Below are 14,882 nucleotides of genomic sequence, written 5' to 3'. Positions count from 1 at the left end.
CTCAGCCGTGCCCGCCGGCCCGCACCAGCCCCGTCTCGTAGGCCAGCACCACCACCTGCACCCGGTCCCTGAGCCCCAGCTTGGTCAGGATGCGGCCCACGTGCGTCTTCACCGTCGCCTCGGACAGCACGAGCCGGGCCGCGATCTCGCCGTTGGACAGGCCCTGCGCGACCAGCACCATGACCTCCCGCTCGCGCTCGGTGAGCCGCTCCAGCTCCTTGTGCTGCGGCTGCTTGGTGCCCGGCAGCATCGGTGCGAAGCGGTCAAGGAGCCGCCGGGTGGTGGAGGGCGCGACGACCGCGTCACCGCTGTGCACGGCGCGGATCGCGGCGAGGAGCTCCCCGGGCGGCACGTCCTTGAGCATGAAGCCGGAGGCGCCGGCCTTCAGCCCGGAGAAGGCGTACTCGTCGAGGTCGAAGGTGGTCAGGATGAGCACCTTCGGCGGGTCGGCGTCCGCGCAGATCCGGCGGGTCGCCTCCACACCGTCGAGCTTCGGCATGCGGACGTCCATCAGCACCACGTCGACCTCGGTCGAGCGCAGCGCCTGGAGGGCCTCGACCCCGTCGCCCGCCTCGGCCACGACCTCCATGTCCGGCTGGGCGGCGAGCACCATCCGGAACCCGGTGCGCAGCAGCGCCTGGTCGTCGACGAGCATCACGCGGATCGTCATCGGGGCCTCTTCCATGTCTCTGTTACAGGTGTCAGCGAGGGGCGTGTGCCGAGGTCAGCCGGCGGGTTTGAGCGGCAGCAGGGCACTGATGCGGAATCCTCCGCCCGGGCGCGGGCCGGCGTCCAGGGTGCCGCCGACCATGCCGACCCGTTCCCGCATGCCGATCAGGCCGTGGCCCTGGCCGTCGAGCCCGCCCTCCTCGTACAGCTCGTGCGGGGCGCCCTTGCCGTCGTCCTCGACGAGCAGGCCGAGGCCGTCGTCGAAGTACACCAGGCGCACGCTCGCGCCCGCGTTGGGTCCGGCGTGCTTGCGGGTGTTGGTGAGCGCCTCCTGCACGATGCGGTAGGCGGTGAGCTCGACGCCGCTGGGAAGCGGGCGGGGGGTGCCCTCGACCTTGAAGTCGACGGGCAGCCCGTGTCCGCGGCACTGCTCGACGAGGTCCCCGATCTGCTGGACGTCGGGCTGCGGCACGTACTCGCCGGCCTCCTGGTGTTCCCCGGTGCGCAGCACGCCGAGCAGGCGGCGCATCTCGGCGAGGGCTTGGCGGCCGGTGGAGGAGATGGTCTCCAGGGCCTTCTTCGCCTGGTCGGGCGCGGCGTCGAGGACGTAGGCGGCGCCGTCGGCCTGCACCACCATCACCGAGACGTTGTGCGCGACGACGTCGTGCAACTCGCGCGCGATGCGGGCGCGTTCCGCGGCGACGGCGACCTTGGACTGCGCCTCGCGCTCCCGCTCCAGGCGGGCGGCCCGCTCCTCCAGCTGCGCGAAGTAGGCACGGCGGGTGCGGATGGAGTCGCCGAGCACCCAGGCGAGGGCGAACGGCACGCTCATGAAGATCGTCGCGGCGATGCCCCCCACGACGCTCATGTCGTCGCTCGGCCAGCGCAGGTGGGCCACGGGAGCCGCGCACAGGCCGGCGCCCAGCGCGAAGCGGGAGGCCCAGCGCGCGCCCTCCGCCGCGACCGTGTAGACGATCACCAGCATGGCGAAGTCGTGGGGCCCCATCTCGACATCGGTGATCAGCTGGGCCACCCCGACCGCGGTCGCGAGCAGCAGCATCTTCTCCGGCATGCGGCGGCGCAGCGCCACCACCAGGCACAACAGCAGCGAGAGCGGAACGGCGACGGCCGGGGGGCCGAATCCGCCCGACGCTCCGCCGACCCCGGAAATCCCGAGGAGGACCACGGCCCACGAGCCGTCGACCCACATCGGGTGCCTGCGGAGGAAGTCATAGAGACGCTGCACGTAACCCAGCGTAGGGAAGCGCACTAGGTGCAGGGGTCAACCGGAGGGCCGATCCGCGCCGGGCGCGCCTACTCCGCAAGGTGGAGTTGCGTTCTTTGTGTGCCCTTAGCCTGGCCCGGTGACAGCGGTGACGAGGGGCGAAGGCCCAGAGGAACGACAGGGACTCCAGTGGCGCGGGTGGCGTGCGGCGGCTCGGGAGGCCCTGTACGGGCCGGGCGGCTTCTATCGCCGGGCCGAGGGGCCGGCCGGGCACTTCCGTACGTCCGTGCACGCGTCGCCGCTGTTCGCCGGGGCTGTGGCGGGGCTGCTGTGCCGGGTCGACGACGCGCTGGGACGGCCCGCGACGCTGGACTTCGTCGACATGGCGGCCGGGCGGGGCGAGCTGGCCGGCGGGGTGCTCGCCGCGCTCCCGGCCGACGTGGCGGCCCGCACGCGCGCGTACGCCGTCGAAATCGCCGAGCGACCGGCGGGGCTCGATCACCGGATCGAGTGGCTGGCCGAGCCGCCGCAGGGTGTCACCGGGCTGCTGTTCGCCAACGAGTGGCTGGACAACGTGCCGGTGGACGTCGCGGAGGTGGACTCCGCGGGCGTGGCGCGGCTGGTGCTGGTCCGGAAGGACGGGACCGAACGACTCGGGGACCCGGTGGCCGGGGCGCAGGCGCGGTGGCTGGCACGGTGGTGGCCGCTGTCCGTCGAGGCGGGGCTGCGGGCCGAGATCGGCCTGCCCAGGGACGAGGCGTGGGCGGCGGCGGTCGCCACGCTCGACCGGGGGCTCGCCGTCGCCGTGGACTACGCGCACACGGCGGACACGCGGCCGCCGTTCGGGACGCTCACGGGCTTCCGGGAGGGCCGCGAGACGGCGCCCGTGCCGGACGGCTCGTGCGACATCACGGCGCATGTCGCGCTCGACGCGTGCGCGCTGCCCGGCGGGCGCCTGCTCCCGCAGCGCGAGGCACTGCACGCCCTGGGCCTCACCGGCGCGCGCCCCCCGCTCACGCTGGCGTCCGCCGATCCCGCCGCCTACGTACGCGCCCTCGCGAGCGCCGGGGAGGCCGCCGAACTCACCGCGACGGGCGGACTGGGCGACTTCGGGTGGCTGGTGCGGCCGGTCGGGATCGGGGACCCGCTCTAGGACCTACTTGTCGATGTCCCCCACCACGAAGAACATCGACCCCAGGATCGCCACCATGTCCGCGACCAGCGTCCCCGGCAGCAGTTCCGTCAGCACCTGGATGTTGTTGTACGAGGCCGAGCGCAGCTTCAGCCGGTACGGCGTCTTCTCGCCCTTGCTGACCAGGTAGTAGCCGTTGATGCCGAGCGGGTTCTCGGTCCAGGCGTAGGTGTGGCCCTCGGGCGCCTTCAGGACCTTCGGGAGCCGCTGGTTGACCGGCCCGGGCGGCAGCTCGGCGAGCCGGTCGAGGCAGGCGTCGGCCAGGTCCAGCGCGTTGTGCGTCTGCTCCAGGAGGCACTCGAAGCGGGCGAGGCAGTCGCCCTCCTGCCGGGTCACCACCCGCAGGGTGTCCTGGAGGTCGCCGTAGGCGAGGTACGGCTCGTCCCGGCGCAGGTCGAAGTCGACGCCCGAGGCGCGCCCGATCGGCCCGCTGACGCCGTAGGCGTGCACGGCCTCCGGGCTGAGGACGCCGACGCCCCGGGTACGGCCCCGGAAGATCTCGTTGCCGAGCACCAGGTCGTCGAAGCGGTCCATCCGGGAACGCACGTCGGCGACGGCGCCGCGCGCGCGCGTGGTCCACCCGGCCGGGAGGTCCTCCTTGAGGCCGCCCACGCGGTTGAACATGTAGTGCATCCGCCCGCCGGAGACCTCCTCCATGACGTGCTGGAGCTCCTCTCGCTCCCGGAAGGCGTAGAAGATCGGCGTGATCCCGCCGAGCTCCAGCGGGTACGAGCCGAGGAACATCAGGTGGTTGAGCACCCGGTTCAGCTCGGCGAGCAGCGTGCGCAGCCACACCGCCCGCTCGGGGACCTCCATGCCGAGCATCCGCTCCACGGCGAGGACCACGCCCAGTTCGTTGGAGAACGCCGACAGCCAGTCGTGGCGGTTGGCGAGCATGATGATCTGGCGGTAGTCGCGCGCCTCGAACAGCTTCTCCGCGCCGCGGTGCATATAGCCGATCACCGGCTCCGCGTGCGTGATGCGCTCGCCGTCCAGGACGAGCTTCAGCCGCAGCACGCCGTGCGTGGACGGGTGCTGCGGCCCGATGTTGAGCACCATGTCGGTGCTCTCCGCGGCGCCGCCGATTCCGACCATGGTCTCCGTCGTAGGAGTCATGGACACAGTCTCTCCTACGTACGCTGGCCTCATGGAGACGGGGAGCCCGCGGGACACGGGGCCGGCGGGGACACAGGGCGCGGCGCAGACGCGGGGCGCCGCAGGGACGCAGGACGGCGCGGGGGCCGCCGGGGACGGGCCGGTGTGGATCGCGCTGCCGCCCGGGCTGCTGAAGATGCGGCGGCTGCTGCTGGTGGTGTGGCTGGGGCTGATCAGCCTGGCCGCCGGGCTGGTGCCGGGCCTGCTGGCCGGGCCGGCCTGGGCCGCCTTCGCGCTGCCGCCGCTGGCCCTGATGATCTGGGGCTGGGTGATGCTGGAGCGCAACTGGCGTTCCTGGCGGTACGCCGAGCGTGCCGACGACCTGCTGATCAGCCGCGGTGTGCTGTGGCGGGAGGAGACGGTCGTGCCGTACGGGCGGATGCAGCTGGTCGAGGTCACCTCCGGGCCCGTCGAGCGGCACTTCGGGCTGGCCAGCGTGCAGCTGCGCACGGCCGCCGCCTGGACCGACGCGACCATCCCCGGCCTGGACCCGGCCGAGGCGGAACGGCTGCGCGACCGGCTCACCGAGCTGGGCGAGGCCCGATCGGCGGGGCTGTGACGGCGCGCGAGGCGGCCGGGGATCCCGGGGATGCGGGGGCTGTCGAGCCCCCCGAGGCCGCCCGGACCGCCGGGGCCCCCGGAGCTGCCGAAGCCTCCGAGGCCGCCCGGACCACCGGAGCTGCCGAGGCCCCCGAGACTGCCCGGACCGCCGGGGCCGGGAAGGGGATCGCCGAGCGGCGGCTGCACCCCGTCACACCGCTCAGGCGGGCCTGGGCGCCGGTCGCCGTGGTGATCGGCTGGGCGGTGCACGACCCCGACGGGGCGCAGCGCCATCTGACCCGGCTGAACACGACCACGCTGCTGATCGGCCTCGCCGTGATCCTCCCGGCCGCGGCCCTGTACGGCTTCTGCTCCTGGTGGTTCACGCACTTCGCGGTGACCGAGACCGAACTGCGCATCCGTACCGGCCTGGTGTTCCGGCGTACCGCGCACATCCGGCTGGAGCGGATCCAGGCCGTCGACGTCACCCAGCCGCTGCTCGCGCGGGTCGCGGGCGTCGCCAAGCTGAAACTCGACGTCATAGGCACCGACAAGAAGGACGAGCTGGCCTTCCTGGGCGCGGACGAGGCCCGGGCGCTGCGTGCCGAACTACTCGCCCGCGCGGCCGGATTCGCGCCCGAGACCGCGCACGAGGTCGGGGAGGCGCCGTCCCGGCAGATGCTGCGGGTGCCGCCCGGCGTGCTCGCGACGTCGCTGGTGCTGAGCGGGGCGACCTGGGTGTCGCTGACCGCGGCGCTCGTCGTGCCGCCGGTGCTGTGGCTGGCCACGGAGAGCGTGTGGACGGTCCTGGCCGTCGCCCTGCCGCTGCTGGGCGCGGCGGGCGCGAGCAGCGTGGGGCGGTTCGTCGCCGAGTACGACTGGACGGTGGCCGAGTCACCCGACGGGCTGCGCCTCGACCACGGCCTGCTGGACCGGGCCCACGAGACGGTGCCGCCGGGGCGCGTGCAGACCGTGCGGATCGTGGAGCCGCTGCTGTGGCGGCGGCGCGGCTGGGTGCGCGTGGAGCTGGACGTGGCGGGCTCCTCCAACTCCGTGCTGGTGCCGGTCGCCCCGCGCGAGATCGCGGAGGTCGTCGTCGCGCGCGTGCTGCCCGGGGTGACCGTGCCGGAGCGGGCGGCGCTGTCGCCGTCGCCACGCCGCGCCCGGTGGTGCGTGCCGGTGTGGTGGCGCGGGTACGGGCTCGCCGTCACGGACGCGGTGTTCGCGGCGCGTTCCGGGCTGCTGCGGCGGAGGCTCGCGCTGGTGCCGCACGCGAAGGTGCAGAGCGTACGGATGACGCAGGGGCCGTGGGAGCGGGCCCGGGGCGTGGCCGACGTGTGCGTGGACACGGGTGCGAACAAGACGGTGCGGGCACGGCTGCGGGACGCGGCCGAAGCACGCGAACTGCTGCAGGCGCAGGCGGAGCGGTCACGGACCGGGCGCAGGGACGCACGGCCGGACCGCTGGATGGCGTGACCCGACGGAAAGGAGAAGGCCCCCCGGCCGCGGCCGGGGGGCCTTCTCAGCGGCGAGGGCGTCAGGAAACCGCGCTCCGCAGCCCCTGTACGTCGATCTGCTCCGTCTCGTCGTGCGCCGTCAGGTCGATGACCTGGCCGATCCCGCGAGACTCCTCGTCCACCGGCTTGAACCGGGCCTCGGTCTCGGCCTTGTGCAGCGCGAGGGCCTCCTGGCCGACGACATCGGCCAGGTCCTCGTTCTGCACGGCCTCCAGGGCGGCCCGTGACGTCCCCTGCTTCGTACCGAAGTAGTCGAACCCGCCTTCGGAGACGTGCCGCCGCACCGGCGGCTGCGGCGCCACGGCCACAGCGGTCGGCACGGTGTAGTGACCCGAGGAGGCGGGCTGCGGGAGTCGCTCGGCCTCGGCCGTGGTGGAGGTGCCGGCGGTCGCGCGCTCGGGCCCGGCGACCGCCTCGGACCGCCCCTGCGCCTCGTCCTCCCGCGACCGCTCCGGCTGGTCGTCCTTCCGGTCGTCCCGCGCGGGCTCCGCGTCGTCGCCCTTCGGTACGCCGTCGCCGTCGCCGCCCCCGTCCGGATCAGGGGCCGGAGCCCAGTCGCCGTCGAGCCGGGCGAGCGCCGCCGCGGCCCGCAGGAACAGCCGGGAACCCTCCGGCGAGAACACCGCGGGAATCGCCGTCTGTTCCTCGACGGCAAGGGCCTCCGCCTCGGCGGCAGCCGCCTCGCCCGCGTCCGCCGGGGCATCCGCCGGCTTCGCCGCTCCCGCGGGCAGCGCGGCCCGGACCGGCGCCGTCGCCTCTATCTCGAGCACCCGGCGTTCCTCCAGGACGCTCGCGCGCTCGGTCTCGGCGGTGGCGTACCGGCGCAGCAGTGCGGCGTGCTCGTTGCGCAGTCCGGCCAGTTCCGTGCGCTTGGCACGCAGGCGCTGCTCCAGCTTGGCGCGCAGCTCGCGGGACTCCTCGAGGTCGGCCTCCAGTTCGGCGACCCGCTCCTCGAAGCGCCACTCGTCGCTCGCCCGCGCGCGCGTGAGGTCGGCGACGCGTTTGCCCGCCTGGGTGTCCCAGCGGCGGAGCACGACCGCGCCGATGACCGCCGTCGCCGCGGCGGCCGCGGCCAGACCGCGGAGCACCATCGGCTCCGTGAACACCCAGGGCCCCAGGGCGCAGACGAGGGAGACGCCTGCGATCGCCGACGGGGGCAGCAGCCTGTGCAAGGGCGGGGAATGGCGGTGACGTCCACGTGGCATGGCCAGAAACTTACCGCGCGTAGGCGAATCATGGTGACCCGCCCCGCAAAAACAAAGCCATACCGAAGCGTCCGCACGGGATCGGAACTCGGGAACAAGCGGAATCGGCCCCTCGGGTCCCGGGAGCGAATTCCCAAGATCATTTCCAGCGGCCGTTCAGCCGTCCGCCGATCCACTCCAGCGTCGCCGGAATCTCGCGCCGCCAGGTGTTGAAGTTGTGCCCGCCGCTTTCCAGGATGATCGACGAGATCCGTGTCCGCCCGGTGGCCCGCACCCGCTCTATGAACCGCATCGTGTCCTGGTAGTTGGACTCGCCGGACCTGCTGCTGGTGACGAGCAGTGAAGTGTCGGGAGCGGGCCTGTGCTTGAGGTACCACCACAGGTCGGCGCGATTGCGGAGCCCCTTGTCGCCCTGGAAGAGATCGCCCGTCGTGGCGTCGATCGGCGCCTTGTAGTACGCGGACAAGCCCGCCCCGGCGGCATACACACCGGGATGGTGCATGGCGATCTTCAAGGCGCAGTAGCCGCCCGTCGAGTTGCCGATGATGCCAAAACCACCCGGCTTTTCGGCCACCCGGTAGTGCGTGCGCAACGCGTCGGGCAGATCCCTGGCGAAGAACGACTCGGTCTGCGGACCGCCCGGGACGTCCACGCACTCCGTGTCCCGGGGCGGCGCCACCGTGGGCCGCAGCATCACCAGGATCATCGGCGGCATCCGGCCCTCCCGGGCCAGCTCCAGTGCCGTGCGCGGGTAGTGGAGCTTCTCCACCAGCGCCGACGCCGTGCCCGGGTAACCGGTCAGCACGACGGCCGTGGGGAACGTACGGGTGCGGTACCGCGGCTGGAAGTACTCCGGCGGCAGATAGACGTACGCGGGCGTGGCGATGCGCGTCGTACGGCCCACGATGTCGACCTGCTGGATCCGGCCGCCCGCCCGGGGACTCACCCCGCCCGCCCCCGGCACCCGGCGCGAGCCGACCACCTCCAAGGGGCCGCCGCCCGGCGTGTGGTCGACGACCACGCCCTGGTCCTTCTCCTGCCCGAACAGGTCCGCCCAGCTCGCGTAGAAACCGAAGGCCTGGTTGGCGGCGAGGCCGACCGCGGCGAACAGCGCCAGCTGCGTGGCGAGCAGCAGGCCGACCCGCCCGCCCACGGCCCGCCAACCGCGCCGGGCCAGCCGTGGCCACAGCCAGACCGTGCCGGCGAACAGCAGCACGGCGGACAGGACCGCCAGCGCCAGCATCTTGTTGCTCGTGAGACCCAGACCCATCGGTGGTTACCCGTCCGCGCTTTCCGTCCGGGCGCTCTCACCGCACTCACACCTTCGCGAGGGCTTGTCCCGGACTTTCCTTGGCCTTTGAAACGGCTTTGACGTAGGGAGTGAACCTCTCCCCCCGAGACACCGTCCTAGAGAGCGCAATGTCGCCGGATGCCCGAATCGGCACCGGAGCCAAGGTCTCTCGCAGAACTACGGGATGCGATGTCTGTCAGGACAGATGAGGAAATGTCGGGCGAGGTTCCGAGTCACGGAGCCGCCACGGCTGGTACGGGCCGGATGAGCCGTCTGCGCCACCGGCTGCCCGGACCACGCCCCGAGGCCGTCCCGGTCCTGGTCGGCAGAGCCTGCGCCCTGGTGGGGCTCCTGGACATCGCCGCGGGCGTCTTCCCACGCTTCCGGCACAGCCGTATGCACGCCATCGCCGAGGTACTGCCCGGCGCGCTCGGCCCGTTCGCGGCTGCCCTGTCCCTCAGCGCCGGAGTGCTGTTGCTGCTGCTCGCCCACGGCCTCAAGCGTGGCAAGCGCCGGGCCTGGCGGGCGGCCGTGGTCCTGCTGCCGGCCGGTGCCGTCGCGCAGTTCACGTACCGGCACTCGATCGTCGGCGTGCTGATCTCACTGGCCCTGCTGGCGCCCCTGCTGCGGCACCGCGACCAGTTCTCGGCCCTGCCCGACCCGCGCAGCCGCTGGCGGGCGCTCGCCAACTTCGTGCTGATGAGCGCCGGTTCGCTGCTGCTGGGCCTGCTCATCGTCAGCGTCCACGCCGAGCGCATCGTCGGCGACCCGAGCCTGGCCGACCGCATCACCCACGTCATCTACGGCCTGTTCGGCTTCGAGGGGCCGGTCGACTACCAGGGCAACACCTCCTGGACGGTCGCCTTCTCGCTCGGCGCCCTCGGCCTGCTCACCGCCGTCACCACCATCTACCTGGCCTTCCGCCCCGAACACCCGGCCGCGCAGCTCACCGAGGAGGACGAGGCCCGGCTGCGCGCCCTGCTGGAGCGGCACGGCGGCCGCGACTCCCTCGGCCACTTCGCGCTGCGCCGCGACAAGGCCGTCGTCTTCTCCCCCAGCGGCAAGGCCGCGGTGACGTACCGCGTGGTCTCCGGCGTGATGCTCGCCAGCGGCGACCCGATCGGCGACGTCGAGGCCTGGCCCGGCGCCATCGAACGGTTCATGGACGAGGCCAAGGCCCACTCCTGGACACCGGCCGTCATGGGCTGCTCCGAGACCGGGGGCGAGGTGTGGACCCGCGAGACCGGGCTCGACGCCCTCGAACTGGGTGACGAGGCGGTGGTGGACGTCGCGGATTTCTCCCTGGCCGGCCGCGCGATGCGCAACGTGCGCCAGATGGTCAAACGCATCGAGCGCGCCGGTTACGAGACCCGGGTACGGCGTGTCCGTGACGTCGGCGAGGCCGAGCTGGAGCGCATCCGCCGCGCCGCCGACGACTGGCGCGGCACCGACACCGAGCGCGGCTTCTCCATGGCCCTGGGCCGCGTCGGCGACCCCGCCGACGGCGACTGCCTCATCGCCACCGCCCACAAGCAGGACGACCACCTCGGCCCCTACGGCGACCTGAAGGCGATCCTGCACTTCGTGCCCTGGGGCACCGACGGCGCCTCCCTCGACCTCATGCGCCGCGACCGCTCGGCCGACCCCGGCATGAACGAACTGCTCATCGTGGCCGCCCTCCAGGCCGCCCCCAAGCTCGGCATCGCGCGCGTCTCCCTCAACTTCGCCATGTTCCGCGCGGCGCTGGCCCGCGGCGAGAAGATCGGCGCCGGACCGGTGCTGCGCGCCTGGCGCGGACTGCTGGTCTTCCTCTCCCGCTGGTTCCAGATCGAGTCGCTGTACAAGTTCAACGCCAAGTTCCAGCCACGCTGGGAACCCCGCTTCGTGGTCTACCGGGCCTCCGGCGACCTTCCCCGCATCGGCTTCGCCGCCATGCAGGCCGAAGGCTTCGTCAACCTCGCCCTGCCGCTGCCGCGCTTCCTGCGCCGCCGTCGCCCGTCGGTCCGCCGCCCGTGCCCCCACGGCACGACGACGGAACGGAACGTCCGAGCGGCGTGACCTGTCCGCTCCGACCCGGGCGGCAGCGCCTGACGGCCCCCGCCGGGGGCCTACGCTGAACATATGAGCAACCAGAGCGGACGCGGGCGCGTGGCGGGCCTACCGGAATGGGACCGCTGCGCGGTCATGGGAGTCGTGAACGTCACCCCCGACTCCTTCTCCGACGGCGGCCGCTTCTTCGACACCACGGCCGCCGTCAAGCACGGCCTCGACCTGGTCACCGAGGGCGCGGACCTGATCGACGTCGGCGGCGAGTCGACCCGCCCAGGCGCCACCCGGGTGGACGAGGCCGAGGAACTGCGCCGTGTCGTCCCCGTCGTGCGCGGCCTGGCCTCCGAGGGCGTCACCGTCTCGGTCGACACCATGCGCGCCTCCGTCGCCGAACGGGCCCTCGCGGCGGGCGCCGCCCTCGTCAACGACGTCAGCGGCGGCCTCGCCGACCCCCGTATGATCCCGGCCGTCGCCGCCGCCGGTGCCCCCTTCGTCGTCATGCACTGGCGCGGCTTCCTCCAGGGCGGCAACGTCAGGGGCGTGTACGCGGACGTCGTCACCGAGGTCGTCGACGAGCTCCACGCGCGCGTGGAGGCCGTTCTGGCCGGCGGTATCGCCCCCGACCGGGTCGTCGTCGACCCCGGACTCGGCTTCTCCAAGGACGCCGAGCACGACCTCGCGCTCCTCGCGGGCCTCGACCGGGTCCTCGCCCTCGGCCACCCGCTGCTCGTCGCCGCCTCCCGCAAACGCTTCCTCGGCCGGGTCCTCGCCGGCCCGGACGGCCCGCCCCCGCCCGCACGCGAACGCGACGCCGCCACCGCGGCCGTCTCCGCGCTCGCGGCGCACGCCGGCGCATGGGCGGTACGCGTGCACGAGGTACGCGCCACAGCGGACGCCGTACGCGTCGCCCACGCCATCGCAGAGGCACGCACCAGCGCAGAAGGAACCCGGTGAGCGCCCCCCACACCGACGTCGAACAGGTCGAGGCCGCCAACACCGCCTTCTACGAGGCACTGGAACGGGGCGACTTCGAGGAACTGGCGTCGCTCTGGCTGACCCCCTCCGACCTCGGCGTCGACGAGACCTACCACGACCCGGCCGACACCGGCGTGGTCTCCTGCGTGCACCCCGGCTGGCCCGTGCTCACCGGCCGCGGCGAGGTCCTCCGGTCGTACGCGCTGATCATGGCGAACACCGACTACATCCAGTTCTTCCTCACCGACGTGCACGTCTCGGTCACCGGCGACACCGCCCTGGTGACCTGCACGGAGAACATCCTCAGCGGCGGCCCCGCCCCCGAGGGCGAGGGTGAGGAGCTCGGCCCGCTCGTCGGACAGCTCGTGGTCGCCACCAACGTGTTCCGGCGCACGCCCCAGGGGTGGAAGCTCTGGTCGCACCACGCTTCCCCCGTCCTGGCCGAAACCGACGAGGACGAGCAGGACGACACACCCGCCTGAGTGGGTACGTGCCAGGAAGTGGTTGGAATCACGGACCCGCGGGTATGGGCGGCTACCAACCCGTGAGCCGCCGGGTTTCCCAGGGGAAACGCCGGATGAATCCTGCCGGGCCCGGCCCGGCCCACGCCCCCGTGGCCCGGCCCCGTCCAGGCTCGCAGGTAGATTCGACCGAGGCCGGTGTGCCGCCCGCACACGGCACGGACCGGCCCTGACCGACGACTGCAGGAGTGATTCGCGTGGATCGTGTCGCGCTGCGCGGCCTGAAGGCCCGCGGGCACCACGGTGTGTTGCCGAGGGAACGCGAGGAGGGCCAGACCTTCATCGTGGACCTCGTGCTCGGCCTGGACACCCGGCCGGCCGCGGCCGACGACGACCTGGCGAAGACCGTGCACTACGGCATCGTGGCCGAGGAGGTCGTGGCCGTCGTCCAGGGCGAGCCCGTCAACCTCATCGAGACGCTCGCCGAGCGCATCGCCCAGGTCTGTCTGAAGCACGACGGGGTCCGGCAGGTCGAGGTGTGCGTCCACAAGCCGGACGCCCCGATCACGGTCCCCTTCGACGACGTGACCGTCACCATCATCCGGAGCCGAGTATGACTGCACCCTTCCTCAAGGGTCCCAGCGACCCGACCGTACAGCCGGTACCCGCCTCCGTCGTCGAGAAGGTCGACGCCGCCGACAGCACGCTCAGCAATCCGAAACGGGCCGTGGTCGCCCTCGGCTCCAACCTCGGCAACCGCCTGGAGACCCTCCAGGGAGCCATCGACGCCCTGGAGGACACCCCGGGCGTCCGCATCAAGGCCGTCTCCCCGGTCTACGAGACCGAACCCTGGGGCGTGGAGCCCGGCAGCCAGCCCGCCTACTTCAACGCGGTCGTCGTCCTCAAGACCACCCTGCCGCCGTCCTCACTGCTGGAGCGCGCGCACGCGGTCGAGGAGGCCTTCCACCGCGTCCGGGACGAGCACTGGGGTCCCCGCACGCTGGACGTCGACATCGTCTCCTACGCCGACGTCGTCTCCGACGACCCGCGGCTCACCCTCCCCCACCCCCACGCCCACGAGCGCGCCTTCGTCCTGGCCCCCTGGCACGACCTCGACCCCGAGGCACAGCTGCCCGGCCGCGGCCCGGTCGCCGCTCTGCTGGACTCCGTCACCCGCCACGGCGTGGCGCCCCGCGCGGACCTGGAACTCCGGCTGCCCGAGTAGCCGTTAAGGTCGAGACGGCCGCACAACCAGGCCGGAGCCGGGGGAACCGAAGGGACACTGTGAAAGAGCTGCGCATCAGGGTGCTGGTCGGCGTCTTCGTCGTGGCAGGGGTGCTGTCCTGGGCGGGCGCCCGCCTGTGGAACTCGATCGGGACCCTGCCGAGCGTCCCCCTGGCCGCCCCCATCGTCCTGGCTCTGCTCGCCGTGGTCCTGCTGGCCACGGCGCTCTCGCTCCGCACCCGCCTGAAGGACCAGCGCGAACGGCAGCCCGACGCCAAGGGCGTCGACCCCATGATGGCGGCCCGCGCGGTCGTCTTCGGCCAGGCCAGCGCCCTGGTCGCCGCCCTCGTCGCCGGCATGTACGGCGGCACCGGCGTCTTCCTCCTGGAGTCCCTCGACAACCCCGCCCGCCGCGACCAGGCCATCTCCGCCGGCTTCTCCGTCCTCGCGGGCATCGGCGCCATAGCGGCCGCCCTCTTCCTGGAGCGCGTCTGCAAACTCCCGGAGGACGACGAACACGACGGCACGGGGGCGGCGCCGACGACGTGACCCGGCCCCGTGGGGGTCGAGGCGGTAACCGTAAAGAGTGAAGGACTCGCGGCGGCGCAGACGACCCGCGCGGGACCGTCGGTGCCGTTCAGCTGCCCCAACGCCGAGAGCTGAGGGAGAGTTCACTCACCTCGCTGCCGAGATCCGCGTTCAACCCCACTGATCGCCGACGGTATCGGGCACCACTGACGATCAGGTCAGCGCGCCATGATCAGGCTCATGGCCTCATTGCGGGTCGCCAGATCACGAAGCTGGCCGCGGACCGCCGAGGTAATGGTCTTCGCACCCGGCTTCCGGACCCCGCGCATCGACATGCACATGTGTTCACACTCGACAACGACGATCACGCCACGCGGCTCCAGGATCTGCATCAGGGAGTCGGCGATCTGCGTGGTGAGTCGTTCCTGCACCTGCGGACGCCGTGCGTACACGTCTACGAGCCGCGCCAGCTTGGAGAGGCCTGTGATCTTACCCTCGACGGACGGAATGTAGCCGACGTGAGCAACTCCGACAAACGGTACGAGATGGTGTTCACACGAGCTCAGGACTTCGATGTCCTTCACCAGCACCATCTCGTCATGCCCGAGATCGAACGTCGTCGTCAGCACGTCCTCGGGCTTCTGCCACAGCCCCGCGAATATCTCCCTGTACGCCCGCGCCACCCGCGCCGGCGTCTCCCGGAGCCCCTCGCGGTCAGGGTCCTCGCCGACCGCGATCAGCAGCTCCCGTACGGCGTTCTCGGCCCGCTTCTCGTCGAACTCGCCGATCTGGCCCTCGCCGTCCAGCGTCACGGGGTCGGTCATCTGGTGCCTCGTTCCTGTGTTCATGAG

Annotated in this window: 15 protein-coding genes; 9 read left to right on the top strand and 6 right to left on the bottom strand. The window is 72.5% G+C overall.

Annotation, left to right across the window (positions count from 1 at the left end; all coding sequences use genetic code 11):
• Position 1 precedes the first annotated feature (1 nt).
• On the bottom strand, positions 2-670 hold the full coding sequence (locus HDA41_RS22605) for a response regulator (protein WP_184986583.1): 669 nt from the start codon (positions 668-670) through the stop codon (positions 2-4).
• 54 nt (positions 671-724) lie between these two features.
• Positions 725-1,915 carry a sensor histidine kinase gene (locus HDA41_RS22600; RefSeq protein WP_184986581.1) on the bottom strand — a complete coding sequence of 397 codons (1,191 nt, stop codon included), beginning with the start codon at positions 1,913-1,915 and terminating at the stop codon, positions 725-727.
• A 118-nt stretch (positions 1,916-2,033) separates the two neighbouring features.
• On the opposite strand from HDA41_RS22600, the gene HDA41_RS22595 reads away from it, so the two are divergent.
• Positions 2,034-3,047: an SAM-dependent methyltransferase gene (locus tag HDA41_RS22595; protein ID WP_184986579.1), complete on the top strand. Its 1,014-nt coding sequence runs from the start codon at positions 2,034-2,036 to the stop codon at positions 3,045-3,047.
• Positions 3,048-3,050: 3 nt separating this feature from the next.
• On the opposite strand, the gene HDA41_RS22590 is transcribed toward HDA41_RS22595, so the two are convergent.
• Entirely contained in the window at positions 3,051-4,202 is a 1,152-nt protein-coding gene (locus HDA41_RS22590; protein ID WP_184986577.1) for an NADH-quinone oxidoreductase subunit D, read from the bottom strand.
• A gap of 31 nt (positions 4,203-4,233) precedes the next feature.
• On the opposite strand from HDA41_RS22590, the gene HDA41_RS22585 reads away from it, so the two are divergent.
• Complete coding sequence (locus tag HDA41_RS22585) at positions 4,234-4,800, top strand: PH domain-containing protein (protein WP_184986575.1); 567 nt, start codon at positions 4,234-4,236, stop codon at positions 4,798-4,800.
• The gene (locus HDA41_RS22580; RefSeq protein ID WP_376706810.1) at positions 4,797-6,257 is read left to right on the top strand and encodes a PH domain-containing protein; all 1,461 of its coding nucleotides are present in this window, start codon (positions 4,797-4,799) and stop codon (positions 6,255-6,257) included. Before HDA41_RS22585 ends, HDA41_RS22580 begins: the two co-directional genes overlap by 4 nt.
• 61 nt (positions 6,258-6,318) lie before the next feature.
• Here HDA41_RS22580 and HDA41_RS22575 read toward each other — a convergent pair whose 3' ends face one another.
• Both HDA41_RS22575 and HDA41_RS22570 read right to left on the bottom strand, forming a co-directional pair.
• Positions 6,319-7,503, bottom strand: coding sequence for a coiled-coil domain-containing protein (locus HDA41_RS22575; RefSeq protein WP_184986573.1), 1,185 nt, complete (start codon positions 7,501-7,503; stop codon positions 6,319-6,321).
• Positions 7,504-7,642: 139 nt separating this feature from the next.
• Positions 7,643-8,767: an alpha/beta hydrolase gene (locus HDA41_RS22570; RefSeq protein WP_184993646.1), complete on the bottom strand. Its 1,125-nt coding sequence runs from the start codon at positions 8,765-8,767 to the stop codon at positions 7,643-7,645.
• A 240-nt stretch (positions 8,768-9,007) separates the two neighbouring features.
• On the opposite strand from HDA41_RS22570, the gene HDA41_RS22565 reads away from it, so the two are divergent.
• From HDA41_RS22565 to HDA41_RS22540, 6 genes are all read left to right on the top strand, one after another.
• Positions 9,008-10,852, top strand: a complete 1,845-nt coding sequence (locus HDA41_RS22565) for a phosphatidylglycerol lysyltransferase domain-containing protein (RefSeq protein ID WP_376706809.1) — start codon at positions 9,008-9,010, stop codon at positions 10,850-10,852.
• A gap of 63 nt (positions 10,853-10,915) precedes the next feature.
• Positions 10,916-11,797 carry a dihydropteroate synthase gene (gene folP / locus HDA41_RS22560; RefSeq protein ID WP_184986568.1) on the top strand — a complete coding sequence of 294 codons (882 nt, stop codon included), beginning with the start codon at positions 10,916-10,918 and terminating at the stop codon, positions 11,795-11,797.
• Entirely contained in the window at positions 11,794-12,300 is a 507-nt protein-coding gene (locus tag HDA41_RS22555) for a nuclear transport factor 2 family protein (protein WP_184986566.1), read from the top strand. The genes folP and HDA41_RS22555 overlap by 4 nt, the downstream gene beginning before the upstream one ends.
• Before the next feature lie 236 nt (positions 12,301-12,536).
• Entirely contained in the window at positions 12,537-12,896 is a 360-nt protein-coding gene (folB, locus tag HDA41_RS22550) for a dihydroneopterin aldolase (RefSeq protein WP_184986564.1), read from the top strand.
• Positions 12,893-13,504, top strand: a complete 612-nt coding sequence (gene folK, locus HDA41_RS22545; protein ID WP_184986562.1) for a 2-amino-4-hydroxy-6-hydroxymethyldihydropteridine diphosphokinase — start codon at positions 12,893-12,895, stop codon at positions 13,502-13,504. The genes folB and folK overlap by 4 nt, the downstream gene beginning before the upstream one ends.
• A gap of 59 nt (positions 13,505-13,563) precedes the next feature.
• Positions 13,564-14,052, top strand: coding sequence for a DUF3180 domain-containing protein (locus HDA41_RS22540; RefSeq protein ID WP_184986560.1), 489 nt, complete (start codon positions 13,564-13,566; stop codon positions 14,050-14,052).
• A 197-nt stretch (positions 14,053-14,249) separates the two neighbouring features.
• Here HDA41_RS22540 and folE read toward each other — a convergent pair whose 3' ends face one another.
• Positions 14,250-14,855 carry a GTP cyclohydrolase I FolE gene (gene folE, locus HDA41_RS22535; protein ID WP_184986558.1) on the bottom strand — a complete coding sequence of 202 codons (606 nt, stop codon included), beginning with the start codon at positions 14,853-14,855 and terminating at the stop codon, positions 14,250-14,252.
• Positions 14,856-14,882: the final 27 nt, after the last annotated feature.

The organism is Streptomyces caelestis (assembly GCF_014205255.1).
Classification (GTDB): Bacteria; Actinomycetota; Actinomycetes; order Streptomycetales; family Streptomycetaceae; genus Streptomyces; species Streptomyces caelestis.
The sequence above is the reverse complement of the archived record's forward strand: the minus strand, read 5'-3'. Positions and strand labels throughout refer to the sequence as shown.

Bases quoted from the DNA above. Each gene is read 5' to 3' on its own strand.
- HDA41_RS22605 (WP_184986583.1), bottom strand. From the start codon at position 670: ATGACGATCCGCGTGATGCTCGTCGACGACCAGGCGCTGCTGCGCACC.
- folK (WP_184986562.1), top strand. From the start codon at position 12,893: ATGACTGCACCCTTCCTCAAGGGTCCCAGCGACCCGACCGTACAGCCG.
- HDA41_RS22585 (WP_184986575.1), top strand. From the start codon at position 4,234: ATGGAGACGGGGAGCCCGCGGGACACGGGGCCGGCGGGGACACAGGGC.
- HDA41_RS22565 (WP_376706809.1), top strand. From the start codon at position 9,008: ATGTCGGGCGAGGTTCCGAGTCACGGAGCCGCCACGGCTGGTACGGGC.
- folP (WP_184986568.1), top strand. From the start codon at position 10,916: ATGAGCAACCAGAGCGGACGCGGGCGCGTGGCGGGCCTACCGGAATGG.
- HDA41_RS22590 (WP_184986577.1), bottom strand. From the start codon at position 4,202: ATGACTCCTACGACGGAGACCATGGTCGGAATCGGCGGCGCCGCGGAG.
- folE (WP_184986558.1), bottom strand. From the start codon at position 14,855: ATGACCGACCCCGTGACGCTGGACGGCGAGGGCCAGATCGGCGAGTTC.
- HDA41_RS22575 (WP_184986573.1), bottom strand. From the start codon at position 7,503: ATGCCACGTGGACGTCACCGCCATTCCCCGCCCTTGCACAGGCTGCTG.